At 44.9% G+C, this 24,621-nt stretch carries 28 protein-coding genes and 1 tRNA gene; 21 read left to right on the forward strand and 8 right to left on the reverse strand.

Annotated features, from left to right (window positions below; all coding sequences use genetic code 11):
- Positions 1 to 33 precede the first annotated feature (33 nt).
- The 8 genes from rplT (at position 34) to ACLWBD_RS07185 (ending at position 7,283) form a co-directional block, all read left to right on the forward strand.
- Positions 34 to 381 carry a 50S ribosomal protein L20 gene (rplT, locus tag ACLWBD_RS07150; RefSeq protein ID WP_063208145.1) on the forward strand — a complete coding sequence of 116 codons (348 nt, stop codon included), beginning with the start codon at positions 34 to 36 and terminating at the stop codon, positions 379 to 381.
- Between the two features lie 17 nt (positions 382 to 398).
- Positions 399 to 1,454 carry a type 2 isopentenyl-diphosphate Delta-isomerase gene (gene fni / locus ACLWBD_RS07155; RefSeq protein ID WP_413570286.1) on the forward strand — a complete coding sequence of 352 codons (1,056 nt, stop codon included), beginning with the start codon at positions 399 to 401 and terminating at the stop codon, positions 1,452 to 1,454.
- The gene (locus ACLWBD_RS07160; protein WP_413570288.1) at positions 1,451 to 2,767 is read left to right on the forward strand and encodes a hydroxymethylglutaryl-CoA reductase, degradative; all 1,317 of its coding nucleotides are present in this window, start codon (positions 1,451 to 1,453) and stop codon (positions 2,765 to 2,767) included. Before fni ends, ACLWBD_RS07160 begins: the two co-directional genes overlap by 4 nt.
- An 8-nt stretch (positions 2,768 to 2,775) precedes the next feature.
- Complete coding sequence (locus ACLWBD_RS07165) at positions 2,776 to 3,675, forward strand: hypothetical protein (RefSeq protein ID WP_413570290.1); 900 nt, start codon at positions 2,776 to 2,778, stop codon at positions 3,673 to 3,675.
- Positions 3,672 to 4,652: a diphosphomevalonate decarboxylase gene (gene mvaD / locus ACLWBD_RS07170; protein WP_413570292.1), complete on the forward strand. Its 981-nt coding sequence runs from the start codon at positions 3,672 to 3,674 to the stop codon at positions 4,650 to 4,652. Before ACLWBD_RS07165 ends, mvaD begins: the two co-directional genes overlap by 4 nt.
- On the forward strand, positions 4,642 to 5,529 hold the full coding sequence (locus ACLWBD_RS07175; RefSeq protein ID WP_413570293.1) for a mevalonate kinase: 888 nt from the start codon (positions 4,642 to 4,644) through the stop codon (positions 5,527 to 5,529). The genes mvaD and ACLWBD_RS07175 overlap by 11 nt, the downstream gene beginning before the upstream one ends.
- A gap of 120 nt (positions 5,530 to 5,649) precedes the next feature.
- Complete coding sequence (locus ACLWBD_RS07180) at positions 5,650 to 6,354, forward strand: DNA alkylation repair protein (RefSeq protein WP_413570294.1); 705 nt, start codon at positions 5,650 to 5,652, stop codon at positions 6,352 to 6,354.
- 92 nt (positions 6,355 to 6,446) lie between these two features.
- Entirely contained in the window at positions 6,447 to 7,283 is an 837-nt protein-coding gene (locus ACLWBD_RS07185; protein WP_413570296.1) for a trypsin-like serine protease, read from the forward strand.
- A gap of 18 nt (positions 7,284 to 7,301) precedes the next feature.
- Here the strand turns inward: ACLWBD_RS07185 and ACLWBD_RS07190 are convergent, their stop codons facing one another.
- From ACLWBD_RS07190 to rsmG, 4 genes are all read right to left on the reverse strand, one after another.
- Complete coding sequence (locus ACLWBD_RS07190; protein WP_063208122.1) at positions 7,302 to 8,057, reverse strand: TrmH family RNA methyltransferase; 756 nt, start codon at positions 8,055 to 8,057, stop codon at positions 7,302 to 7,304.
- 11 nt (positions 8,058 to 8,068) lie between these two features.
- Positions 8,069 to 8,485, reverse strand: coding sequence for a hypothetical protein (locus tag ACLWBD_RS07195; protein ID WP_063208119.1), 417 nt, complete (start codon positions 8,483 to 8,485; stop codon positions 8,069 to 8,071).
- Complete coding sequence (locus tag ACLWBD_RS07200; RefSeq protein WP_413570298.1) at positions 8,482 to 9,606, reverse strand: winged helix-turn-helix domain-containing protein; 1,125 nt, start codon at positions 9,604 to 9,606, stop codon at positions 8,482 to 8,484. The genes ACLWBD_RS07195 and ACLWBD_RS07200 overlap by 4 nt, the downstream gene beginning before the upstream one ends.
- Positions 9,607 to 9,681: 75 nt before the next feature.
- Positions 9,682 to 10,533: a 16S rRNA (guanine(527)-N(7))-methyltransferase RsmG gene (rsmG, locus tag ACLWBD_RS07205; protein ID WP_413570299.1), complete on the reverse strand. Its 852-nt coding sequence runs from the start codon at positions 10,531 to 10,533 to the stop codon at positions 9,682 to 9,684.
- A 111-nt stretch (positions 10,534 to 10,644) separates the two neighbouring features.
- Between rsmG and pheS the strand changes: the two genes are divergently transcribed.
- From pheS to ACLWBD_RS07225, 4 genes are all read left to right on the forward strand, one after another.
- Positions 10,645 to 11,670, forward strand: coding sequence for a phenylalanine--tRNA ligase subunit alpha (gene pheS, locus ACLWBD_RS07210; protein WP_063208111.1), 1,026 nt, complete (start codon positions 10,645 to 10,647; stop codon positions 11,668 to 11,670).
- Positions 11,667 to 14,111, forward strand: coding sequence for a phenylalanine--tRNA ligase subunit beta (gene pheT, locus ACLWBD_RS07215; RefSeq protein WP_413570301.1), 2,445 nt, complete (start codon positions 11,667 to 11,669; stop codon positions 14,109 to 14,111). Before pheS ends, pheT begins: the two co-directional genes overlap by 4 nt.
- A 126-nt stretch (positions 14,112 to 14,237) precedes the next feature.
- Positions 14,238 to 14,576, forward strand: a complete 339-nt coding sequence (locus tag ACLWBD_RS07220) for an integration host factor subunit alpha (protein ID WP_063208455.1) — start codon at positions 14,238 to 14,240, stop codon at positions 14,574 to 14,576.
- A complete protein-coding gene (locus ACLWBD_RS07225; RefSeq protein WP_253696814.1) occupies positions 14,533 to 15,087 on the forward strand; it encodes a MerR family transcriptional regulator in 555 nt (184 codons plus the stop codon). The genes ACLWBD_RS07220 and ACLWBD_RS07225 overlap by 44 nt, the downstream gene beginning before the upstream one ends.
- Positions 15,088 to 15,116: 29 nt before the next feature.
- Here the strand turns inward: ACLWBD_RS07225 and ACLWBD_RS07230 are convergent, their stop codons facing one another.
- Complete coding sequence (locus tag ACLWBD_RS07230) at positions 15,117 to 15,848, reverse strand: substrate-binding periplasmic protein (RefSeq protein ID WP_413570304.1); 732 nt, start codon at positions 15,846 to 15,848, stop codon at positions 15,117 to 15,119.
- Between the two features lie 168 nt (positions 15,849 to 16,016).
- Here ACLWBD_RS07230 and ACLWBD_RS07235 point away from each other — a divergent pair, with 168 nt between their 5' ends.
- The gene (locus ACLWBD_RS07235) at positions 16,017 to 18,071 is read left to right on the forward strand and encodes a S9 family peptidase (RefSeq protein ID WP_413570305.1); all 2,055 of its coding nucleotides are present in this window, start codon (positions 16,017 to 16,019) and stop codon (positions 18,069 to 18,071) included.
- A gap of 38 nt (positions 18,072 to 18,109) precedes the next feature.
- On the opposite strand, the gene ACLWBD_RS07240 is transcribed toward ACLWBD_RS07235, so the two are convergent.
- A complete protein-coding gene (locus ACLWBD_RS07240) occupies positions 18,110 to 18,343 on the reverse strand; it encodes a hypothetical protein (protein WP_413570307.1) in 234 nt (77 codons plus the stop codon).
- A 213-nt stretch (positions 18,344 to 18,556) separates the two neighbouring features.
- Here ACLWBD_RS07240 and ACLWBD_RS07245 point away from each other — a divergent pair, with 213 nt between their 5' ends.
- From ACLWBD_RS07245 to ACLWBD_RS07255, 3 genes are all read left to right on the forward strand, one after another.
- Positions 18,557 to 19,024, forward strand: a complete 468-nt coding sequence (locus tag ACLWBD_RS07245; protein WP_413570308.1) for a hypothetical protein — start codon at positions 18,557 to 18,559, stop codon at positions 19,022 to 19,024.
- Between the two features lie 3 nt (positions 19,025 to 19,027).
- Positions 19,028 to 19,255, forward strand: a complete 228-nt coding sequence (locus ACLWBD_RS07250; protein WP_413570310.1) for a hypothetical protein — start codon at positions 19,028 to 19,030, stop codon at positions 19,253 to 19,255.
- Positions 19,256 to 19,491: 236 nt separating this feature from the next.
- A tRNA-Pro gene (locus ACLWBD_RS07255) sits at positions 19,492 to 19,568 on the forward strand.
- 27 nt (positions 19,569 to 19,595) lie between these two features.
- Here ACLWBD_RS07255 and ACLWBD_RS07260 read toward each other — a convergent pair.
- Complete coding sequence (locus ACLWBD_RS07260) at positions 19,596 to 20,492, reverse strand: LysR family transcriptional regulator (RefSeq protein ID WP_413570312.1); 897 nt, start codon at positions 20,490 to 20,492, stop codon at positions 19,596 to 19,598.
- Positions 20,493 to 20,588: 96 nt separating this feature from the next.
- On the opposite strand from ACLWBD_RS07260, the gene ACLWBD_RS07265 reads away from it, so the two are divergent.
- The 5 genes from ACLWBD_RS07265 (at position 20,589) to ACLWBD_RS07285 (ending at position 24,053) form a co-directional block, all read left to right on the forward strand.
- A complete protein-coding gene (locus ACLWBD_RS07265; RefSeq protein ID WP_413570314.1) occupies positions 20,589 to 20,876 on the forward strand; it encodes a hypothetical protein in 288 nt (95 codons plus the stop codon).
- Between the two features lie 260 nt (positions 20,877 to 21,136).
- Positions 21,137 to 21,649 carry a mobile mystery protein A gene (locus ACLWBD_RS07270; protein WP_413570316.1) on the forward strand — a complete coding sequence of 171 codons (513 nt, stop codon included), beginning with the start codon at positions 21,137 to 21,139 and terminating at the stop codon, positions 21,647 to 21,649.
- Positions 21,606 to 22,193: a mobile mystery protein B gene (locus ACLWBD_RS07275; protein ID WP_413570318.1), complete on the forward strand. Its 588-nt coding sequence runs from the start codon at positions 21,606 to 21,608 to the stop codon at positions 22,191 to 22,193. The genes ACLWBD_RS07270 and ACLWBD_RS07275 overlap by 44 nt, the downstream gene beginning before the upstream one ends.
- Positions 22,194 to 22,249: 56 nt before the next feature.
- On the forward strand, positions 22,250 to 22,999 hold the full coding sequence (locus ACLWBD_RS07280; RefSeq protein ID WP_413570320.1) for a tyrosine-protein phosphatase: 750 nt from the start codon (positions 22,250 to 22,252) through the stop codon (positions 22,997 to 22,999).
- A gap of 64 nt (positions 23,000 to 23,063) precedes the next feature.
- A complete protein-coding gene (locus ACLWBD_RS07285; RefSeq protein ID WP_063245232.1) occupies positions 23,064 to 24,053 on the forward strand; it encodes an HD-GYP domain-containing protein in 990 nt (329 codons plus the stop codon).
- Here the strand turns inward: ACLWBD_RS07285 and ACLWBD_RS07290 are convergent.
- Positions 24,050 to 24,568 (reverse strand): hypothetical protein, encoded by a 519-nt coding sequence (locus tag ACLWBD_RS07290; RefSeq protein ID WP_063245233.1) that lies wholly within the window; start codon positions 24,566 to 24,568, stop codon positions 24,050 to 24,052. The two genes, ACLWBD_RS07285 and ACLWBD_RS07290, sit on opposite strands and share 4 nt — an antisense overlap.
- Positions 24,569 to 24,621 lie beyond the last annotated feature (53 nt).

Raw genomic sequence — 24,621 nt, forward strand, 5'->3', positions numbered from 1 at the left:
GTTCGAAGATGTACAGTAAATTTGAGGTAGAAAATGGCTCGTGTAAAAAGTGGTAAAACAAATCGTGCTCGTCACAAAAAGGTTCTTAAAAGAGCAAAAGGTTACTATTCAGCTGGTTCTCGCGCGTACATCCACGCGGTAGAGAAAAATGACCGTGGTATGGCGTATGCTTACCGCGACCGTAAAGCTAAAAAACGTAACTTCCGCACATTGTGGAATCAACGTATCAATGCAGCAGCTCGTTTGAACGGAACTACATATTCTCGTTTGATCGGTGGCTTGATTAAAGCTGGCATCCAAGTGGACCGTAAGATCTTGGCTGACCTTGCTATCAACGATGCAGCAGCATTCACTGCTCTTTGCAAACACGCTTTGGCGTAGGTCTGCAATAGCAACCCATGGAAGAGTCTAATAGCCAATTTGAACAAAGAAAGCGCGATCACATAAAAATCGCGCTGGATCCAAGGTCACAGACTGAGGGACAAAATGGTTTAGACTCGATCGAATTAATTCATGAGGCTTTGCCTAATTTGGATTTTAAAGAGGTCGATATTTCGACCTCTTTCTTTTTAAAAGATCCTGTCACTAAAGATTCTATTTCTCTTTCTTCTCCTATTTTTATTTCTTCGATGACTGCCGGCCATGAGCAAGGACGTGAAATCAACGAGGCTTTGGCTCGTTTGAGTGACCGTCGCCAGATTCTTATGGGCGTAGGTTCGCAAAGAAGAGAGTTGGAAGATTCTAATGCCGCTGAAGAGTGGAACCGCGTGCGTCGTCAGGCACCGAAGGCTCTGCTTTTGGGAAATATTGGAATCGCTCAACTGATCAAAAGTCCGATCGATAAAGTCCAACGTCTGATTGAGTCCACAGAGGCTATTGCGCTTTTCGTGCATGTGAATCCTCTTCAGGAAGCTCTTCAGCCAGAGGGCACTCGTGATTTTCGACATGGAATAGAAGCTCTAGAAAATCTGGTGAAAATTGCAGGGGTTCCCATAGTAGTGAAAGAAGTGGGCTGTGGGTTTTCCGTTGAAACCCTCAAACGCCTCGAAAATATAGGAATTTACGCCGTCGACGTTGCGGGTAAAGGTGGAACTCATTGGGGTCGGGTCGAAGGATACCGTTCGCAAGAGAATGATTTACTGTATAAAGTCGCGCAAACTTTCGCAAATTGGGGTATTAGTACAGTACAATCTGTTTTGAATGCCAAAGAGGCCCGTGTGAGTTATGAAATCTGGGCTTCGGGTGGCGTCAGAAACGGACTTGAAGTCGCAAAACTTTGCGCTTTAGGTGCTAACAAAGTAGGGCTCGCAAAACCCTTTTTGGAAGCGGCTCTGAAAGGCGATGAGGCCTTGGAAGAGCTTATAAATAAATTAGAAACTGAACTTAAGATTGCTTTGTTCTGTACAGGTTCAAAAAATCTTAAAGACCTTCAAACAAAGAGGGTGATTCGATGAAAAAGCAGCTTCTAGACATCTTTAAAGGTTTCTCAAAACTTTCTCGCGAGGAAAGATTGAAAGCGTTGATGGACGTTGGCGTTCTTCATGATTCCGACGTTGAGTATCTGTCTAAGGGCGGATTGCGCGACACTTCTTTGGGCGAAAAGTTTATCGAAAACGTCATCGGCTATTTCCAGCTTCCTTTGGGGGTAGCAACTAACTTCAATATCGATGGCAAAGACTACGTGATCCCGATGGCGGTGGAAGAAACTTCTATCGTCGCGGCGGTCTGTAAGTCCGCAAAATGGATTCGTGAAACAGGTTCCATCACAACGGAAGTTGTGGGGAACGATATCATCGGTCAAATCCAATGCGCAAAGATTCAAGATTTTGCGAAATTTGAAAAACAAATCCTGTCTCAGAAAAACTTCTTAATTGAAATCTCAAACCGTGAAGTGGCGTTCGGTCTTGTTCGTCGTGGCGGTGGTGTCCGTGATATCCAAGTTCGCCGCGTGCCTCGTGGTGATGGAACGGACATGGCCGTTGTTCATGTGTTGATGGATCCATGCGATGCCATGGGTGCCAACATCATGAACCAAGTTTGTGAGTTCCTTAAAGAACCGATCGAACAGTTTACTGGTGAAAAAGTGACGATGTGTATTCTTTCGAATCTTGTCGATTCGAAAGTCACTCGCGCGATTGTTCACATCAAAGACATCGACCCTGAACTTGCTGAAAAAATTGAAGAAGCTTCTTTGTTTGCTCAGCAAGATCCTTATCGTGCAGCGACGAACAATAAAGGCGTTCTTAACGGGATTGACCCGGTTCTTATCGCGACGGGAAATGACTGGCGCGCGGTAGAGGCGGGTATCCATGCCTATGCTTCACGTGATGGACAATACCGTTCGATCACTCGTTGGTTCCGTGATGGAGAGGGTGGACTTAAAGGTATCTTTGAAGCTCCTTTGATCGTGGGCACCGTCGGTGGCGTAACAACTCTTCATCCGACAGCGATGATGTGTATGAAGATGTTGGGAACGACTTCGGCAAACGAACTTTCGCGCGTTATTGCCGCAGTTGGATTGGTGCAAAACCTAGGGGCTTTAAAAGCCCTAACTACTGTCGGTATCATCGAAGGTCATATGAAACTTCACACGAAGAATTTGGCTTTGGGTGCGGGTGCGGAAGAAAAAGAAATTCCTCTTGTACAAAAGAAGCTTGAAGAAATCTTAGCAGTTCGTAAACGCATCTCTTTAAGCAATGCGATTGACGTGCTTAAAGAACTTCGTTCTTCGCAAAGAGCGACGACGACAACACACACTCACAGCTAGGAGAGGCCATGTCCCTGGTCTTCTCCGTTCCCGGCAAAACTTTTATCGCGGGTGAATACCTCGCATTGCAAGAAGGACCGACCCTGGTCCTTTTGTCGCAGCCTTGTTTTGAGCTTGAAGCCCATAAGGGAAGCGGCAACCTGGGCTCGATTCATCCCGAGTCTCCAGCCGGTCTTTTTATTCGTAAGCATCAAGACTATTTCTCTCAATTTGATCTTGGTTTTAAAGATCCTTACGCGGGTAAGGGCGGCTTTGGTGCTTCTACGGCGCAGTTTTTAGGTGTCTATGCTTTGTGGCTTTATAAAGAGGCCCCTCAACAGGACATGGAAAAGCTTCTGGATTTTAAACATCTTTTAGAAGCCTATTACGAAGTCGCATGGAATGGTGAAGGACAGCGTCCTAGTGGTGCTGATCTTGTGGGACAGCTCAAAGGCGCTTTAACTTTCTTTGAAAAGCGCAAAGGTCTGATTTCGGTCAAGAGCTGGCCGTTTGAAGATTTGGAACTGCATCTTCTGCACACCGGAAATAAAGTCGCCACCCACGAGCATCTGAAGAATTTAAAATCCTTTGATGCCAGCTCTTTAGAAAAAAGTTTCGCGATGATTCGCGAGTCTTTTGATACTCAAGACAGTTCTATTTTTGTTTCAGGTATAAATGCCTATGCGGATTCTTTAAAGTCCTTGGGCTTTACCTGCAATGAAACTTTATCTTTGTTAAATGATATCAAGCAAATTTCTGGCGTCGTGGCGGCCAAGGGCTGTGGAGCTTTAGGTGCCGACGTGGTCCTGGTTGTGACTCGTAAAAACGAGTCCGAAGAGCTAAAACAGTTCTGCCAACAACGCCAATTATCCTTAATGGCTTCTTCGCAAAAGATCGCCAATGGTTTGCAAGTTCGAGGAACTCTATGAATCAAGTTTTAGTGTCTGCGCCTTCTAATATCGCTCTGATCAAGTACATGGGTAAAATCGAAGGTTCCGGTAATAAGCCAACGAATGGCTCCTTATCTTACACTCTGGAGAATTTAAGAACCTTTGTTCGCCTGACAGAGATTGAGGGTGGTAAGGATCAATGGAAGCTCTTGGTTCGAGAAGATCTAGAAAAAATGGATCTTTCTGAAAAAGGGCAGCAGCGCTTTTTAAAGCACCTGCAAAATTTAAAAGACAAGTGGGGAGTTACGAAAAACTTCCTCGTGGAGTCAGCAAATAATTTTCCTTCCGATTGCGGTCTTGCTAGCTCCGCTTCAAGTTTTGCTGCGTTGACTTTGGCTGCTGCGCAGATGTTTCAAAAGATCCATCCGCAACCGTGGGGCGAGGATAAGAAAGTCTTGTCCGAGCTGTCTCGTCAGGGATCGGGATCGTCCTGTCGTTCTCTATTTTCTCCGTGGGCAATTTGGTTGCATGAGTATGCAGAACCAATGAATCTTCCGATAAAGGATATGCATCACATCGTGGTGGTGGTGGAAGACTCAAAGAAGGAAGTTTCTAGTTCGGAAGCTCATAAGCTTGTAACAACAAGCCCCCGTTTTGAAGGTCGTGTTGAACGTGCCGAGATTCGCTTGAAAGATCTTTCTCAAGCTTTGCAATTTGATGACTGGCATATGGCTCGTCAGATTGTCTGGGATGAATTCATCGATATGCACCGTTTGTTTGAAACAAGCACGCCTTCTTTTAGTTACATGACGGACGCTTCTAAAAAAGTTCTGGAAGAGTGCCAAAAGCTTTGGAATAAGTGGCAGGATGGTCCTTTGGTGACAATGGACGCCGGGGCGAATGTGCATATGCTTTTTAGAAATGATCAGAAGAAATCTTTCGAAACTTACCGTGAACTTTTTAAAAATGAATTCAAAGTTTTGGCGTTTGAAGGTGTGAAATCTGATGTCCATTGATTTTACTTGTAAATCTTTTGGAAAATGGATCCTTGCGGGCGAACACGCGGTACTTCGCGGTGTTCCTGCGTTGGTTTTTCCTATTCAGTCGCGCAACTTAGAACTAAGTTACACGCGCACGGAATCCGCTTTAGAACTTCGTCTGGTGGGAGACCATGGTAAAGACCTGCAGCTTCTGGTTTGGGGAGTTCTGGAAAAAGCTTGTGAGCTTAAAAAAATCTCTCGCCAAGAACTCAAAGGTATTCTGCTTTTGGAATCTTCTATCCCAGTGGGCGCAGGTATGGGGGCGTCGGCGGCTCTTTGTGTCGCGCTCACGCGGTGGTTGGGCTATTTGGGATACGTTGAGGAAAGCGAATATTACGAATTTGCTCGCGATTTAGAAAATCTCTTCCACGGCGAAAGCAGTGGGGTTGATATCGCCGTTGCCTTGTCGGGCGAAGGTTTGTATTTCGTTCGAAATGGCGAGCGTAAGCCATTATCAGCGTCGTGGAAACCGCACTGGTATATTTCCTATTCGGGCAAGCGTGGCGTAACGGTGGATGCTGTGAACAAAGTTAAAGATCTTCTTTTGCAGAATCCCGAAGTCGGTGAAAAAATCGACAAACAAATGGCCGAAGCCGTGGCCACAGCCGAAAAAGCATTAAAGCTCGATATGTCAGAGGGGCTTCCACTTTTAGCTAAAGCCATAGAAGAGGGTGGAGACTGTTTTGAACAATGGGGCTTGAATGAAGGGGCGCCAGGAAAACATATCCAATGGTTGAAAGAAAATGGCGCTATAGCCGTGAAACCAACGGGGTCCGGTGGTGGGGGTTACGTCCTGTCATTGTGGAATAAAGTTCCATCCGAGGACGTCCTTGAAAAATTGATTCCTTGCTAAAAGAGCACAGACTTCTAAGAAACAGAAGTCTGTGCCTTTGGAAATATTCTTTCGAGCTAAAAGATAAACGAGAAATACTAGAGTGTTGCGCTGACAAGGCTTCTCTCGTACCCTCAAGAAATGTTAGCGATCCAAAAAGACATTCTTAAGAAAAGAAAACCTGCCCGCGCTAAGACTCTGCAACGTTTCTTTAAGACGGGGCCTGGCGACTATGCGGAAGGGGATATCTTCTTAGGTTTGACTGTGCCGGAAAGCCGTTTGATAGCTAAGAAGTACAAGGATCTGCCACTGAAAGAAGTCAGCCTTCTGGTTAAATCCCCGCATCATGAAGAGCGCCTGATTGGTCTTTTAATCTTAGTAAGCCAATTCCCGAAAAGTTCTGAAGTAGAGCAAGAAAAGATCTATAAGTTTTATCTAAAACACACGAAATATATCAACAATTGGGACCTCGTTGATTCTTCGGCAGAATACATCGTCGGTGCTTTTTTGTACAATCGCGACCGCAAGATTTTGCAGAAGTTAGCAAAATCAAAAAGTCTCTGGGAGCGTCGGATCGCCATGCTATCCACATTTCACTTCATCAAAAAAAAGGAAGTGAAAGACGTATTTAAAATCGCAAAAATTCTAATGAATGACAGTCATGATTTGATTCATAAGGCCAGTGGTTGGATGTTGCGAGAAGCAGGTAAAAGAGTCAGCGAAAAAGATCTTCGTCATTTTCTTGATCTTCACGCTGCAAAAATGCCTCGAACCATGCTTCGTTATGCGATTGAAAGACTTCCTAAAGAGGATCGTCTTTACTATTTATCGCTCAAATCTAATTAATGAACATTGGCGGTGATCACGGGTGTCATCGCCGCCTTTTTTGGTGACCTGGCTTGAGAGCTGAAATAGCTCCTTCTTTCAGAGGGGGCTCTATGAAGATTTTCTTATTCACCATGCTGCTAGCGACACAATCTTGGGCTTTAACTAATGCCGTTCCTGCGGAAACGCCAGAGCTTGAATCCGTCGTTTTCTTCAGCGCCTTAGGATATGACCCCGACAGCAAAGACACTGTTTCCGGCATGTGTAATGGAAATCTTTTGTCGGACCGAGTGATGGTGACCGCGGCCCACTGTGTTTATCAATCCGAAGTTTTGAAGTCCTGGGAAATCGACATCCAAGTCGGTGAATACATCTATCGTAAAGCGCCGACAGGCGAAACTCGCCGCATCGGCTATATGACAAAATACCGTGAGACTGTGAAAGCGAGATTTATATATTCCGCGGATCTTAAACGTCGTTTGGATGTGCAAGGCTTGCGTTTGCGAATTGGTCCTGCGGAGGATATCGCGATTGTTATTTTTGAAAAGCCATTGGCGCTGAAAGCAGAATTTCAGTTTACTCAAGTGATCTCGCAGAAGGAGCTTCCTTCCATTCACAGTCAACTTCTCAAGTATTGGCCCACAGTTGTTACGATCAATCCCATCGAAGAAATCGCAACGACGGACACAAAAAGAATGGCACGCTTAGATCGTATTACAAAAAGCTCTAGCACTTACGAATCTAAATCCACATCGCGGGTACAACCCGGCGATAGTGGGGCACCACTATTTGCCCGCGTTGGCACTCAGTGGAAGCAGATCGGTGTGACCAAGGGCCGCGCCGAAACTTTATTTTCGAATTGGGACGTCTATGGAGTCTTAGACCAAAAGATCTGTCAGATGGCCCAACAGATCCCTGAAGCTGAAATCAAAAGTTTACTGTGTAAATAAGCTGCCTTCAAACGCCGCTTATTTCTGAGAAACAGAATAGCTGAAAAGAGCAATGCTTGCCGCCACGGTCGCATTCAAAGATTCCACACTTTGAGTCGCGACTGACAAGCGTTTTAACCCCTTAAGGCCGCTGAACCCCGGACCTTCTTCGCCAATTGCCAAGCGGATGTTCTTGGGCCATTTGAAAGTCGCCACATTTTCGCCCTTCATATCCAAAGCATAAACATCTTCATTGCCAGCAACAAAGTCGGTGAATTTACCAACGCGATAAAGCGGCAATTTTAAAAGAGCTCCCGCCGAAGATTTAATCGCTTTCGGGTGAAATGGATTGCAACTTTCTTCAGTCAGAATCATTTTGCTCGCACCAAATGCCAAAGCCGAGCGAGCTAAAGCGCCCAGATTCGATGGGTCTCCTAAAGGGGAAAGCACTTCCAAACCTTGCGTTTTCTCTGCCGACAAAGCGGGGATTTCTTTCGGCTCTAGAACCAAAAGATTATAGTGTGTGCCAATCACATCGACTTCGTTAAAAAGAGCTTTGGGAAGTTTGAAAACCGGAATGCGCTGACCTTTTAAAGAGGCCGCCGTCATCGTCAAAGACTTCAGATCTTCATGAACCAGTTCTGCCTTCACTTTGAAATTTGGGTTTTCTAAAAACTCACCAATCAGTTTTTCTCCCATCAGGATAAACTCGTGGTGTTTTTTGATTCCGCGGGCAGAAGATAAATCCACCCAGCGGCGAAAGTGGTCGTTGCTTTTCGAACTGATCTCAATCACGGCGCAAATCCTTATTTCTGACGATACAGCTTCACGTCAACGTAGCGGTTGTGACCTTTGGCAATACGGAGTTTCGTGCCTTCATAGTCTTTGTAAAGAACGATGGCCGCCGAGTGATTGGCATCCATAACCAGCTTACCCCAGAAGACGTTGTCTCCACGGTAAAGGGAGCCGACAGCTTTGTGTGTGAAAACAGCACCAGAAGAAATCGCGATGGAAGCGCGTCCGATTTCTAAAGGGTCTTTTTGAATATTGATATACCAAACGGCATTGTGTTCGTAAGCGACCCAATCACCATAGATGGTCGTTTCATTTAAGGCTTCGCGCACCACGCTGGTTGGCCAAGGAACGATAGGTCCATCGCCAGGTCCGGCAAAGCTGAAAGAGGTCATGATGAAGACGGCCATAAAAGAGCTTAGGAGTTTCATAGTGGAGCTTCCTCTAAATTCTTAAAATGAACATGGGTTTGTGAGTTGAAGTAATAACCTTTGCGATCACGCAGGATGTAGCGCGGACTTTCTAAGTCCGGCTCTAGCAAAGTGCGCAGACGTTTGATCGAAACATAGATCAAATTGTCATGCAGATCGGGGTCGTAAACTTGCGACCAGATTTTTTCCGCTAAATCTTCCTTCGAATAGCGTTGGCCTGGATGTTTGATGAACATCAAAGCCATATCAAAAAGAATATGCTGATTCTTAAAATCAATCGGGCCTTTAGTTCTTTCGCGCACAAATCGATTTTTTTCGTCGATCTCAAAGTCATAGTGAGCTTTATGATTGCGCTCGCTTTCCGGATAGACTTTGAGGATGCGTTTATAAAGGCGTGGCGTCTTTTGCGGATTTAAACCTTTTAAGGCCAGCTCGGCATAAAGGCGGTAGTGCTCGTGCTGTTGTTGTGCGCGGGCTACGAGTGCCAGCTCTCCTAAAACAGAGGAAATCGACGTTTGGTAACCATGACGTTTTGCCGTCTCATAATTTTTCCAAAGCGTGTTTAAGGCTGCTTCGTACTGTTGAGATTCAATATAAATATAACCGCGAACATTGTTTGCAATCAGGGAAAGCTCGGGATTTTCTATTTCCGCCAGCAGAGTTTCGATCTTGCTTAAAAGCTGAAGGGCTTGCGTGAAAGTTTTTTGATTGAATGACAGTTGGAATGCATTGATTAAAAGCGCTCTTGCTAGAACTTCAAGATCGCGACTGTGGGTTGCTTTGTTGATCGCCGAATCCAGATAGGCTTGTGATTCAGCCGCTTTTCCCTGAGCTAAAAACCAAGAGGCAATCAAAGTCTGCACAGAGGCTTGAAGAGACTCAGAAAGTTTGCCCGAAGCCAAAAGCTCCAAAGCTTCGAGCATGACTATTTCTGCCGTGGCAACTTCTTCAAGTTCAATGCAAGATTGAAGGTAAACTCGCGCGCTTTCAATCCAGAAGGAATGTTGTTCCGTCTTCGCAAATGTATGCAAAGCTTCCGCCGCCGTTTCACGAGCCTCTGGCATATCCCCATTACGGCACTGCAGTTTGGCTAGTTGTAAAAGGTGGGGAAGATTTGTCATCGTTCGGGTTTCTATTTCTATGGGGAAAGAGAGTCAATTCTTAAAATTTCTTACTTGCCGCGAGGGAGGCGTGGGTTAAGTGTATTTGGCCCAGCGTCTTTTCTCGTCTCCGGAAAGTTCGTCAAATAAAAGCTCTTCGCCTTCATCCTCTTCAGGCAGAGGCTTGTTTTTGATCTTTTCGTAAACAACCAAGCGACGCTCATGCGGAGTTTGGGGAAGAGTGTAGGCGACGTCTTCAACAAGTTTGTAATACTCAGACCACTCAGTTTCTTTAAAGGCTTTGATTTCTGGATCAACTCCAGGGCCTTTCATGAAATAAACGCGACCGCCCGTTTGAAGGCAACTGATCACGTTCCCCAAAGTATTGCCGATATCTTCCACCGCGCGAGTAATTGCTCCATTCACAGGATACATGCAGTGTTGGTTGATGTTACGGCCCAAGATATCCAGATTTTGCAGCTTCATTTCAGAGCGAACGTGTTTTAAGAATTCCACCCGGCGCTGAACGCCTTCCCCTAAAAGAATCTTTTCTTCCGGAAGCATGATTTTTAATGGAATTCCCGGGAAGCCTGGGCCCGTGCCTACGTCTAAAAGCGGAAACTGGAGTTTCGTGTATTTCAGGATGATGATGCTATCGATGAAATGTTTAATAGCGACGTCGCGCAGTTTCAGCAGGCGAGTGAAATTCTCTTTTTCCTGATTTAACATCAAAAGACGGTAAAAATGTGCCAATTGCATGCGCTGCTCGTGGTTCACCATATCGAAACCGTGATTGCGGAAGACATCGGCCAGGCGGTCGTTGGCCTCATTGAGCTCATAAATCAGCTCAGGCTTCTTATGACGACCCATGTTCGAAGGGGAGAAATTGCCGCGGGCTTCTTGACGAGCTTTATAGGGACTGTAGTTCGATTTATTTTTATGCGCCATAAGGGTCCTGGGAAGATAGGGTGAAAGCCCTGAAACCTCAAGGATTTTCTGCGCTGTGTGTAAAAGCTAAATGCTTGAAAATACGGGCCTCTGAGGTGATTATGAGACCCTATGTCCACGACCAAACTTGATTCCATCAAAGATACAGCCCTGGCGGCTTTTAAAGCTGCTCCAACATCTAAAGACCTCTACGACCTCAAGGTTCAATACCTGGGGAAAAGCGGTTCACTTACAGAGATCATGAAAGAAATGGCCTCTTTGCCGAAAGAGGAAAAGCCTCTGTTTGGTAAAAAAGTGAACGAGGTGAAGCAGCTTCTTGAGGCGGCTTACACGGAAGCGGAAGACACTCTGAAGAAAAAAGAGATTTCGGCAAAAATGGCGGCCGAAGAAATCGATCTGACTTTGCCTGCGGCTTCGCAAGCAAAAGGTTCGGCTCACCCAGTGAATATCGTCGTGGAAGAAATCTTTACGGTGATGGCGCGTTTGGGTTACAGCGTGCGCACCGGTCCACTTATCGAAAAAGATTATTATAACTTCGAGGCTTTGAATATTCCTGCCGATCACCCTGCGCGTGATATGCAAGATACTTTCTTTATCGATAAAAGCCATGTTCTTCGCACGCACACATCTCCGATTCAAATCCACTCTTTGGAAACCGAACAGTTGCCATTGCGTGTGATTGGTACGGGCCCTGTGTTCCGTTGTGACAGCGATATTTCACATCTTCCAAACTTCCATCAAATTGAAGCTTTGTGTGTGGATGAGAAAGTTTCAATGGCCGATCTTAAAGGCACGATCAGTTTCTTCGTTCGTGAGTTCTTCGGTCCTGGTTTGAAAACAAGATTCCGTCCTAGTTTCTTCCCTTTCACCGAACCTTCGGCAGAGGTGGATTGTTCATGCCCCATCTGTAAGGGCAAGGGCTGCAGTCTTTGTAAACAATCGGGCTGGATTGAAATCGGCGGTTGCGGTCTTGTGAATCCGAAAGTATTCCAAGCGGCGAAAATCGAATATCCAAAATGGCAAGGTTTTGCGTTCGGCTTCGGTGTTGAGCGTATGGCGATTATTAAATACGGCATCGAAGACATTCGTTTGTTCCCTGAAAATGATGTGCGTTTCTTAAGGCAGTTTGTAAAATGAAGATCAGTTTAAAATGGCTCCAAGATTATGTTGATGTGACTGAGTTCTTTCAAAAACCGGAAGAGTTGGGTGAAGCTTTAACTCGCGCCGGTCTAGAGGTGGAAGAAATCACCAATCGCGCGAAAGACTTTAACCATGTGGTTGTGGGTCACATCTTAGAAAAAGATAAACATCCCAATGCGGATAAACTTTCTTTGTGTCGCGTTTCTACAGGCGAGGGTGTGGTTCACCAGATCGTGTGTGGAGCGCAAAACCACAAAGCAGGTGACCGTGTGATCGTGGCTTTGCCGGGAGCTGTATTGCCAGGTAACTTTGCGATTAAAAAGTCGGCGGTTCGTGGTGTGGATTCGGCGGGAATGCTTTGTTCTTTGAAAGAACTCGGCTTAGCGAAAGAATCTGAAGGTATCGCGATTCTTCCCGCAGATGCTCCGGTCGGAAAACCTTACGCAGAATACGCGGGTTATGACGACATCACTTTCGAATTAAAAGTGACTCCCAATAGAGCGGACTGCTTAAGCCATTACGGTTTGGCGCGTGAAGTGGCTTGCCTGTATGGTAAAGAGTTGAAAGTTCCAAAGGCCGAACCAAAAGTAAATTCGCAATCGACTAAGAGTGAAATCTCTTTGGATGTGAAGGCTTTTGATTTATGTCCTCGCTATACGGGTCGTTACCTAAAAGGCTTGAAAGTCGGTCCATCCCCAGAGTGGTTGGTAAAGCGTCTTGAAAGTGTGGGTATGAACTCTATTAATAACATCGTCGACGTGACAAACTATGTGATGATGGAATTAGGTCAGCCTCTTCATGCTTTTGATGCCGCTTTCATTGCCGGTAAAAAAGTGATCGTGGATCGCGCGACAAAAGGTGAAAAGTTCATCACTCTTGATGGCTCTGAAATTACTTTGACGGGTGAGGAACTCACAATTCGTGATACGACTCATCCCGCATGTCTTGCCGGTGTGGTTGGTGGAAAGAACTCGGGCGTCACGGATTCTACGACGGAAGTTTTCTTGGAATCTGCTTACTTCCTACCGATGAGTGCACGTAAAACATCTCGTACACATGGTATTGATACGGATTCAGCTTACAGATTTTCTCGCGGTGTGGATCCAGATGGTGCACTTCGTGGGTTGAATCGTGCGACGGCTTTGATTTTAGAAGTTGCGGGTGGTGAAGCTTTCGGTGATCACCATGACTTCTATCCAAATCCAGTGAAAAAAGCTCCGGTGACGATCTCTGTACAAACGGTGACGGATCGATTGGGCTACCAGGCGGAAGAACACAAATTTGTGGATTTCATGAAGCGTTTGGGGTGCCAGCTTGAACAGGTAGGAACGGGTTCTTATAAAATTCTTCCTCCGACATTCCGCTTTGACCTTGAGCAAGACATGGATTTGGTTGAAGAGTACGCTCGGTTGAATGGTTATGAGCACATCCCGGAGTCTTTGCCGGTGTTTAAGACCATGCCGTCTCATCACGACAAAGCATTTATGCTGAATCGCACGACGAGCGAGTTGATGCGTGCCGAAGGTTTCCAGCAGGCCGTGAACTTTGCGTTCGTGGGCTCTAAAGCTGAAAAAGCTTTCTTAGGTTCTGTGGAAACTTTGAAAGCAGCAGGCTTGTCTGTTTCCGAAAAAGAAATCCGCATCATGAATCCATTGAATGAAGAAATGGATGTGATGAGAACTTCTTTGAGCTTCGGGCTATTCAAAAATCTGAATACGAACTTCCACGCAGGCAATATGCAGGGTCGTTTGTTTGAGATCGGAAACTCGTTCTTTATGAAAGAGGACGGTGGATACGGCGAAACAAGCCGTTTGGCTTTAGCTCTTTGGGGACGTGCTTCCAATCTTTGGAATAAATCTTTGGATTATCCTGTGGTGTTCGAACTTAAAGCAGCCGTTGAAGTGTTGCTGAAGTCTTTGAATATTTCTGCTTACACGTGGGTGACACCAGCAAACAAAGCAGAAGTGCCAGCTTTCTTGCATCAAGGACAATATGCTCAACTTTTAGTTGAAGGTAAAAAGGTGGGTTTCATCGGAACTCTTCATCCGGTTCTTTTGGATGATAATAAGATCCGTGTACCTGCGGCCTTGGCAGAGCTTGATTTAGATCTGCTTTACAAAGGCCAACCTCGTCCTTACCGCATCCAAAGTATTTCAAAGTTCCCGGTGGTCGAGCGCGACTTTGCGTTTGTGATGCCGAAAACTTTGAAAGTCGGCGATGTGCTTAAGGATATTCGTAAGGCTGCGGGTTCATTGCTAGTGAATGTGGACGTCTTTGACTTGTACGAAGGCGAAAAGATGGAGGCGGGTAAGAAATCCGTCGCGATCCGCCTCTGGCTGCAAGATAAAAATGCCACACTGCAAGAAGCGCAAATCGCAGAGACGACAAACAAGGTGCTTGAGAGCTTGAAAAAGAATTTTGATCTTTCTGTGAGATAAATTCTTGATTGTTTTCAGTTACTTGTTACCCTTTGTAATAGAAATGGTTAATCCCGCCAAAGCACGGAGTGCGAAGGCGGAAATGGAGTATAAATCATGGCTGGCCAGAACTTAGGTAAATCAACGGTGACTAAGGCCGATATCGTCGAGAACGTGTATCAAAAGATCGGTTTCTCGAAAAAAGAAGCTTCCGAGCTTGTTGAGCTTTGCTTCGATACTTTGAAAGACGTTTTACAAAACGGCGACAAAGTAAAAATCTCTGGTTTTGGTAACTTCGTTGTTCGCGGCAAAAACGAACGTATTGGTCGCAACCCTCAAACAGGGGAGCAGATCAAGATTTCCGCTCGCCGTGTTCTTACGTTCCGTCCTTCGCAAGTTTTAAAAGCGATGTTGAACGGTGAAGAGTACGCTCACTTAAAAGATGAGGACGATGATGATGACGACGACTATGATGACAACGAATAGTGAGCCAGAACAACTCGAAATGGATAGTTCCGAGTTGTCTCTTGGTGATAGCCACGTTGATTTCATTGAAGAGTCCGCAGCTGCTCCGGTGACTGCGACGGCTCCGATCTCGATTCCGGCAATGCTTTGTGATGACAAGCTTTTGGAAGAGATCAATGCCATCCCGGATAAAATGGGATTTAAAATCGGCGATGTTGCTGAAATCTTGGGTATCAAACAGTATGTTCTTCGTTACTGGGAAACAGAGTTTGAGATCCTCCGCCCTAAAAAAGCCTCTAACAACCAACGTATGTACACTCGTAAAGATGTCGAAAATGCGTTGTTGATCCGTAAGCTTTTGCACCGCGATCGTTTTTCAATCGAGGGCGCAAGAAATGCGATGAAAGAACTTAAAGCTCATGTTCGCAAAGAAAAAGATATGAGCCAGGTGATTCATAAGCTAGAAAACTTCAACGAGACGGTTGAAGAGTTGATTATGGATATTCGCCGCGTAAGACAAATGTTTAAATAGAAAGAGGCCTCGTAAGAGGCCTTTTGTTTTTAAGGATCTTTATTCAAGTTGTCGGAGATCTGTGGATACTGACGAAGGTCGCCGCGCAGATGTTTGACCAAGGCTCTTTCGATTTTTGGCATGTCTTTGCCGTGTTTTTTGTGGAAGGTGAGATAAAGAGGGACTTCTTTAAATACCTTTTCGCTGAAAACGATTTTGTTTTTCGCCTCGGGGTGTGAGTTCACTGCGCTTTTTCCCACTTCCTCAATCGCGATAAAGTAATCTGCTTTACCTTCTAAAACCGCAGTTACGCTCTGCAGAGGGCTATTCGAGTTTATAAAGTTGAGTTTTTGGCGAAGAGCTTCTTCTTCGATAATCTTATTGGCGGAAGAAACACAGCCTTTCAGAGTCGCCAAGTAGCTACTCGAAAAATTCTTATCTTTGAATTTTGGATTTTCTTTTAGGTAAAAGAAACGGCTTCGCGTGTTTATTAAGGGAAACGAAGTGCTCACGGTTTTTTTGCGCTCTTTTTTAATATGAAGGTCGTCGTAAAGAATGCCGTCGATTTCTTCAGAAAGCATTTCTTCATAGGGGACCTTACCGGAAGTGACCTTAATGCGGGCCTCAAAGCCCGCGTCCTTCAAAGCCTTTTGCACGAAGTTTTGATACTCTATGATCGAGGTCACTCTTTTTACATGATACGGAATTCCCAAAGTCAGTGATTTTTCCTGAGCATAGGCCGTGACGTTCCAGAGTAAGAAAATAAAAAATAATGTCCTCACAAAAGTTAGTTTACACGGAAGTAGGCGCGGATTCAATTTGTCTTCTATAAAAGAAGAGGAAGTTTTTCTCCGGCTCCCATTGGTTTTTTTAATCGAGCATAGTAATTTACACTGAGATGTTTTTTGATTCTCATTGAGTGTCCAATTTCTTGTGTATAGAGTAGCAACATGAAAAATAAAATTTCCATTCCTAAGGCACCTCAAAAGTTAAAAAATCTTGAACTGCACGGAGATATTCGTGTGGATCCGTTCTTCTGGTTGCGCGAAAAAGAAAATCCCGAGACGTTGAAATATCTGAACGCCGAAAATGCTTATTATGAGGCCCATATGAAACCTTTGGCTTCACTGAAAGATAAGCTTTTTAAAGAGATGAAAGCGCGAATCAAAGAGGATGATTCTTCTGTTCCGGCACCATACGGCGAGTATCTTTACTACACTCGTTATAAAAAAGGGAAACAGTACTCTTATGAATGCCGTAAGTTGAAAGCCGGTGGCAAAGAGCAGATCCTTCTGGATAAAAATGTGCTGGCGAAAGGGAAGAAGTACTGTGATGTCACTTCAGTGAAAGTGAGTCCAGAGCATGATCTTCTTTCTTACTGTGCGGACTTCGACGGCTCGGAACGCTACACGGTTTATTTTAAAGATCTAACCACTAATAAACTTCTTAAAGACACTATTCCAAACTGCAATGGGGCCGTGGCTTTTGCAGAAGACAATGAAACTGTTTTCTACGTGCGTTTGGATGAAAATCTTCGTCCTTATCAAGTGTATCGTCACAAACTGGGAAATCCGGTTGAACAGGACGAACTCGTTTATCATGAAAAGGACGCTAAGCAGTTTTTGGGTCTTAGTAAGTCCGCGTCTCACAACTTTATCTTTATCGGTAGTTACGGAAAGATCACGTCAGAAGTTTGGTACTTGGATGCTCATAATCCAAGCCTGCCAGCTCGTTGCATTCAGCCTCGTATCGAAGGTCTTGAATACGACGTCGATCATGCAGGAGATAAATTCTGGATTCGTACGAATCTAGAGGCGCAAAATTTTAAGATTATGACAACCAGTCTTTTGGCGACAGAAAAAGATCATTGGAAAGACTTTGTTCCGCATAAGCCAGAAATTTTTGTGGGTGAGTTTCATCTGTTTAAAAACTTCCTGGTGCTTGGCGAGCGTGAAAACGGTCTTCCTCAAGTTAGAATTTTTGATCTGCAAAAGAAAAAAGATCATACCATCAAGTTTAAGGATGCGGCTTTCAACGTCAGCATCACTCCTGACAATTATGAATATAAGACTGAAAACTTACGCTTGAACTATTCGTCCCCCATCACGGTGCCGACAATTCTTGAATACAATATGCGTACTAAGGCGACAAAGACCCTTAAGACAAAACAAGTGAAAGGTCATAAGTCGACAAATTACGTGTGCGAGCGCGTATGGGTGACAGGTCATGACGGAACTCAAATTCCCATGGTACTTACTTACAAAAAAGGTCTTAAGAAGAATAAAACCAACCCGACTTATCTTTATGGATACGGCTCTTACGGCGCGATCATTCCCGACTCCTTCCCAGAAAGACGCGACATCTTCCGTTTGGTAGATCGAGGTTGTGTCTTTGCTATGGCTCATATCCGCGGTGGTGGAGAAATGGGTCGTCAATGGTATGAAGACGCTAAGTTCTTGAAGAAAACAAACACTTTTAAAGACTTTATCTCTTGTGCGGAATACCTCAAGTATAAGGGCTATTCTCATCCACAGAAATTGGCGATTGCCGGCGGCAGCGCGGGTGGAATGTTAATGGGTGCTTGTATGAACATGCGTCCTGATCTTTTTGACGTTGTCGTGGCGCACGTTCCCTTCGTGGACGTCGTGAATACAATGCTAGATAAAGATCTGCCTTTAACTCAAACCGAGTACAAGGAATGGGGCAATCCCGAGGATCGCGAGTACTACTTCTACATGAAGTCTTATTCTCCGTATGACAATATCGAAGAAAAGAATTATCCGACTTTGTATGTGACTTGCGGCCTCAATGATCCGCGTGTGACTTATTGGGAACCAGCAAAGTGGGTTGCGAAACTTCGCGATAAAAAGACGGACGATAATCTGATTATTTTTAAAACGAATATGGGGGCGGGACACTTCGGAAGTTCAGGTCGCTTTGACCATCTTTATGAAAACGCGGAAGAATACGCTTTTGTTTTAAATCACTTCGGAATTAAGAAGTAAAAACGAAAAAAGGTCTCTGGAAGCAGAGACCTTTTTCTTTATAGAACCATTGTCAGTGAATGAACCAAAGAAGCTGAAAATAATAAAACCAGAGTTACGTGGCCGATTTTATTTTTTAAGGACTTCTGTTTAGTTTCCTCCCATGGCGGCAAATACGCCAAAGCTAGTATCATCATCGCAATTTGTAAGCCTTCTTGAGCGTCGCCTTTCACAAAAATAGAAAGGGCGAAAAGCGCGTAGTAGGGGGCGTATTTTAGAATTCTTTCTTTCATAACGGACTCCTTTAGTTCTTACGAAAGGTGTAAAGCGACAACCGTGCCCCCGCATCGGGTGTTCATCTCGTATAGATTTTATTTGGCGCTGAATGAGTCTGAATTTCCGGATGACTTTCCAGATTCCGCCACATGACTTTTGCTAGTGAGCCCGAGGAGTTCTTGCGGGTCTTGGAAAAGATTCCCATTCTGGATTGAGAAAAGGGAGTTTTTATGTTCTCTAAGATTTGCGTTTTCGCATTTTCGATTTTCTTTTTGTCTTTGTCTGTACAAGCCGACTGCGGAGACGAAGTCACTCGCGAATTTTCCGGGGATGAAGCCGTGACCATGGCCTATCTTCTGAAAAACACCAGTTTCGCGAAGAAGACAAACGAAGGATACGTCGCGACTTGGACATTGCCAGACCTTCAGTGTGTGCAAACAATTCGCGGCGTGAACCCGGATGTACTTCCTACTTTCACTTGCACAAAACCAGCGAAAGTCGGGCTGATTGCCGCCAAAGATTTTTTCGATGCCTTGGCCGAGTTAGGTGTTATGCCCGAGGGTGGAATGAGTCATGTAAATATCAAAGCCAAGAATATCATTTGCAAAGTTCATCGCAAAGGGGAGGGCGGATATGCCGTGAATCCTCGATGCTCCGTCACCGCCAAATGGGGTGATGAGTGTGGGTATGAGAGGTAGCTGATGCCTCGATATAAAAATCAAAGTGGGAACTCCGGTGTGATCGCCTATGAAATTAGAAAAGATTCGATCCTTGTGACTTTCGCGGGCGGTGATGTATATGAATACTCCTACCAGTCGACCGGAAAAGAAAATGTGGAGGCCATGAAGGCCTTGGCACTGGAGGGAAGAGGCCTTAGTACTTTTATCAGCACTCGAGTCCGTGAGAAGTATGCTAGGAAAATCGCTTAAAAACTTCTGAAGTTTCCGGCACGAGGACGGATTATCACCAACCGCAGATTGGTATTTTCTGAGGCAAAACAACAGTGCCGTATCCACAGTTATGAATATAGATGTTTGACGCTAATGCTTAATGCCACCGTGGCAGTAAAATGAGCTCTGTTAAGTTCGCTTGCGCAACCAATGACGACCGGCGCGAAAACTTGTGCGCTGATTTTTCCTTTAGTAAAGTTTTACACAGCAATCGTCTGCGTGTGGCTCAGCTTGGTAGAGCACTTGCTTGGGGTGCAAGAGGTCGCTGGTTCAAATCCAGTCACGCAGACCATTCTCTTACAACAGTATAGATACATTTCTAAAGTTGATCCCATAGCTTGTTCAGCCATCCTAGTGCGGACGGATCTTTAGTGATTAGTCGGACATTTTGATGGCAAGAGTACGGATAACCAGGCACTTTCAGCACTTCTAAATCAGCACTTTTAACAAAGTAATCAGGCAAGTAGGCAAGAGCCGCACCCGTGCCGACTAAGTTCTCCATCAGCTTAAGACCGCACACCTTGTAGCGAATTTTTCTTGGAAATTTGTCGTCTCTCCAGCCGTCAATCGAATCCGATTTTGTTATTTTTCCTAAAACCGCAGAGTCTGGTGAAACGAATGAGTGCTGAAGCAGCTCTTCGGGGGGGATGGCTTTTTGAGATCCGTACTTTTTGTAGAGTGGATGCACTTTCGACGCCGTCGTTTTGAACTCGACTTTTGCGATGAGTTTTGAAGAAAGCTCTATAGGACTTTCTGAAGTGATGAGAGCTAAATGGGCTTCGCCATTTTTGACCTGCTCAATAGCGCTTTCGTCAGAGCGGATTAAAAACTGGATTTTTGCTTGGGGATAAATTTTCGAGATTTTTTGAACGATCTCAATACCGAAGTAACTTTGTAGGATTTCTTCAGAAGAAATAAAAACATTGAGACTGCCGGACTCTTTGCCACGCAACTCAAGCTTTGCATCTTCCTCCAATTGAAGTATTTGCGCGGCTTTTTTCTTCAATACAAGACCTTCTGGTGTGAGCTTAATTCCTCTGCCAGTTTTGAAGAATAGAGGCGTTTGCAGCTCGTCCTCAAGTCTTGAGATAGCTTTACTCAGAGAGCCAGCTGAAACGTTGATAGCTTCGGCCGCACGGTTGACGTTTTCGGTTTGAGCGACGGCAATAAAATAGCGAAGTTCGAATATTTCCATAATCGAAATGAATATTTCCATTTCATTTCTTTTTCAATGAGATCATTTTGGCTATAAGAAAAAACCTCGATACCGAGAATTAAATACTTGGAAATAAACTAAAACAAAGGAGATAAGATGAAAACATTCGCTATTCTTTTAACGATTCTCTCAGGCAGCATCAGCTTCGCAGGAGGAGTCACTTGTACACAATGTCCAGCCGAAAGCACAATGTGCGCCCCAAGAGCCGATTGTGCCGAAGATACGCACACAACTTTCCACTGCCGATTCGAGGATTCAAATGGACAATTTCAACTTTTATTAACGAGTGGAGCGGGTCGTGACCTACGTGTGGATACCCTGAAGGGCCGCTATGTTTCCGAAAGAAACTCCTATGCAACCTTCAGATGCCTTGAAGTTCGATAAGCGTCAAACATCCTTTTGCGGTCTCAGCCGGGGCCGCAGACCTAGACCTTTCATTTTAATTACACATAATTTACATATTCGTTTGACACTTGTTTTTGCGGTGATTACCGTAAAGAAGTGCTCAGTAAGAGCTAATTACATCTCAAACCCACACATTTCGTCTATATATATGTAGATATATTTATCTAAAGGTCTACCTATATGTAGACGATAATGTATAATATGTCTATATATAGGTAGACTATAGAAGCGAGGACCGCGTGGGTGCAAAAACAGCAAAACTTCGTCGACATCAGTTGGATCGTTTTTTCCGACAAAGCACGGCCGTGCTCTCCGTACCGGCTCCCAAGTACGGGTGGGTGAAGGAGATCCGCGAAGCTTTAGGAATGACGATGCAGGATTTAGGTGAACGCTTAGGTGTAATCAAGCAACGTATCGAGCGTATAGAAAAAGACGAAGTGGCTGGCAAAGTGACGCTGCAAACTCTCAGCGACGCGGCGGAAGCGCTTGATTGCGAGCTTGTGTATTTCTTTGTCCCGAAAGGTCAGGGCTTGCAAAAAAACTTAGAGGCTCAAGCTTTGAAAGCCGCACGTGAAATTGTCAAGAGCACCGAGCACACCATGAGTCTCGAGGCTCAAGACACTTCTAAACAAGCGCAACAGCACTTGCTTGAAAGTGTCGCGCAAGAACTTTTGTTGAAAGAAGATCGCAGAATATGGAGAACGAAGCGTGAAAATTCAAAGTCCTCCAGGGGCCACACCTCTCGACGATGAAACTTTGCAAGGATTGATTCCAGGACTGACAACTCATCGAGAGCTGGATGAGTTTGAAGCTGCCGGGATCGCCCGCGCTCTTCTTTGGGCTTTTAACAGTCGCACTCTGAAAAAAGATCTGCTTTCCGCTTCGGGTCTTTGTCTTTTGCATCGAAGAATGTTTCAAGACACCTGGGAGTGGGCGGGGACTTTCCGTCGACGCGAAACAAATATCGGCGTTTCTCCAGAAAATATCCAAAACGAATTAGGTCAGCTGCTGGGAGATGTAAAGTACTGGCTTACTCATAGCACATTTTCAACAGAAGAAATCGTTGCGCGCTTTCATCACCGCCTCGTATGGATTCATCCTTTCCCGAATGGAAATGGACGTTTTTCTCGACTGGCGGCGGATCTTTTGATGGAGCACATTGGATTGTCTAGACCCACGTGGGGGCAAGTGAACCTTGGACAGAGGGGACAGAAGCGAGCGCAGTACATTCAAGTGCTTCAGATTGCAGATCGCTCTGAAAACTACGCACCGCTCATTGAGTTTATGAAAAGTTAGAATAGTGAGTCCCACCCACATCTTGTCGTGATATGATTTTCTTTTAAGGAGAATTCATGAGACTTGAAGGTGGAATTAATTTTAGAGACATGGGTGGATATGAAACCTTGGATGGACGTAAAGTCAAAAAGGGTTTCTTTTTTCGCTCGGGTTCTTTGTCTCGCTTAACGCCCCAAGACTGTGAATACCTCAAAGCCTTTTCGATCGAACACATTATCGATTATCGTGATCAACACGAATCGGCGAAGGACAAAGACATTTTGTGGGAAGGCGTGCAGTACGAATGCTGTCCGGCAAATCCCGCAAGCCACGCAACGAATGCAGATCACGGTGATTTTTTTAGCTCTGAAAGCTTAGAAGCTTTGCCTTCTGATTTCATGGAGACATTATATCGCCAACTTCCCTTTGGGAATTCCGCTTATAAAAAACTTTTTCATAAAGTGGACTCTTTAAATCAAGGAGCGCTCGTGCAGCACTGTGCGGTGGGTAAAGATCGCACGGGTGTCGGTTCTGCCTTATTGCTTTTGTCTTTAGGCGTTCCGCAAGAAACAGTAGTTCAAGATTACCTCGTTACCGAACAAACTCTGTTGCCCTTTAAGCTAAAAATCTTAACGACTATTGAGCCGCGTTTAACTGCGAAAGCCAAAGAGCGCTTCGAGTATATGATGTCAGCCAATGAGAATTTCTTGCATACGGCATTGCGAGAAATCACTTCTCGTTATGGCAGCTATGAAAGCTTTTTTGAGCAAGAATACGCCCTAACAGCTCTTAAACGCGATCAGTGGAAAAAGCGTTTTTTAGAGTAAAAAAGAATGTTCTAAATTGAGACAAATCCTCTAGGAAGCTTCATCTAGTGCCGATAAGTTTCCTATGGATGCGAATATCAATCAGGAAGATTACGTTGCAGTATCAAGGGACGAGTTCGTAGCTGGCATGCAAGTGCCGGTGGATATTTTTCTTAAACTCTCTGAAACAAACTATGTGATGATTTTAAAGGAAGGCGCGAAGGTTCACTTCGAGCAAATGCACTTTCCTGAAAAAGCAGAATGGCTTTATGTTCGTCGCAGCGATTATCACAAATGCGTGGGACAAAATCTCAGCATCGCAGGGATCGTCTTAGAAAGTGATAAGATCAGCTTTGAAAAGAAGACGATCTTTCTTTCAAAAGCTGCAGATTCTATTTTTAAAGAGATTGAGCATTTAGGCTTTGATCATCAGGCGCTAGAACATTCAAAAATCGTCAGTCGTTCTATTCAGACTCTGGTCGACAATAAGCCAGATATTTCTGCCGTTATTAATATGATGTCGAATCTTAACGACGAGTTGATTCGCCATGCGATGATGGTCTCTGCGATTTCGGTGATCATCGCGAAGAATATGAAATGGACGCTCGCGCAGAATTTAGAAAAGTTAGCCTTAGGGGCTCTTCTGCACGACGTCGGCATGAAAGAGCTTCCGGATGAGATCCTGGAAACTCCTAGGCATGCTATGACCCGCGACCAGACGGCAGCTTATGAGTCCCATGTCTACCGTGGAGTGGAAATCTTAAGAAGCATGCCTTCCATCTCAGACGACATTATAGCCATCGTCTTAGAGCATCATGAAAATGCTCCCGGCCAAGGGTATCCTCGAAGATTAAGGGATATTAAAATGAATCCATTTGCAAGAGTGGTGGCGCTAGCTGATTGCTTTGCAGATGTGGTGATGGAGTCGGTGAATAATCCCCATCCTAAAACGCCAGCGCAGGCCGTGGCGTACATTGAAATCACTTTGGGACAGCCTTTTCATAAGCCGGCATTCCAGGCTTTGAAGCAGGCCCTGCAAGGACCTGCTCCGATCGCCGTCAAAAAAGTGATTTAGTGACGAACTAACTCAGGGGCTTTTTCGTTAGCAAGCTCATGCAAGCAATCTACAAAGAATTTGCAGATGATGAACAAGTGAACTTGTTCATTTGCGGCAAGACTTGGTTCCAGCTCTGGAGACATGAAAAGCTCTTCAATGATGTAGTTCAAAATCTCGGGTTGGCCTTCGGCCGCTGATTTTGTTTGAAGATCCGCAATCATATCGTCATTCAAAGCCAAGTATTTTTCAAACTCAGCTTCGTTCTTTTCAAAGCGAGAGATCACTTCGTCTTCCGTCATCGCGCGAAGATCTTTATACTGATCTTCAAAAGAGCGATTCAAGATCAACGCCATCATGAAGCCCAAGTCTTGAGCGCCTTCGCTCATGTCTTCGATGAACTCCATAAAGAAACCTGCAAGATCGGGTTGCACGTCAAAAAGATGCTGCGACGCTTTTTCAAGATCACTTTCTTCCGTGATGCCGCAGATATCATCAATTGAATTTTGCACTGTTTGAAACGGAATTCTATCCATCGTCGACCTCTTTTATTTGCGCGTTTTTCTAGCTATTAAACTCTTTCCATTAA

Origin of the sequence: Bdellovibrio sp. HCB117 (assembly GCF_047305915.1) — a bacterium.
Taxonomy (GTDB): Bacteria; Bdellovibrionota; Bdellovibrionia; order Bdellovibrionales; family Bdellovibrionaceae; genus Bdellovibrio; species Bdellovibrio bacteriovorus_B.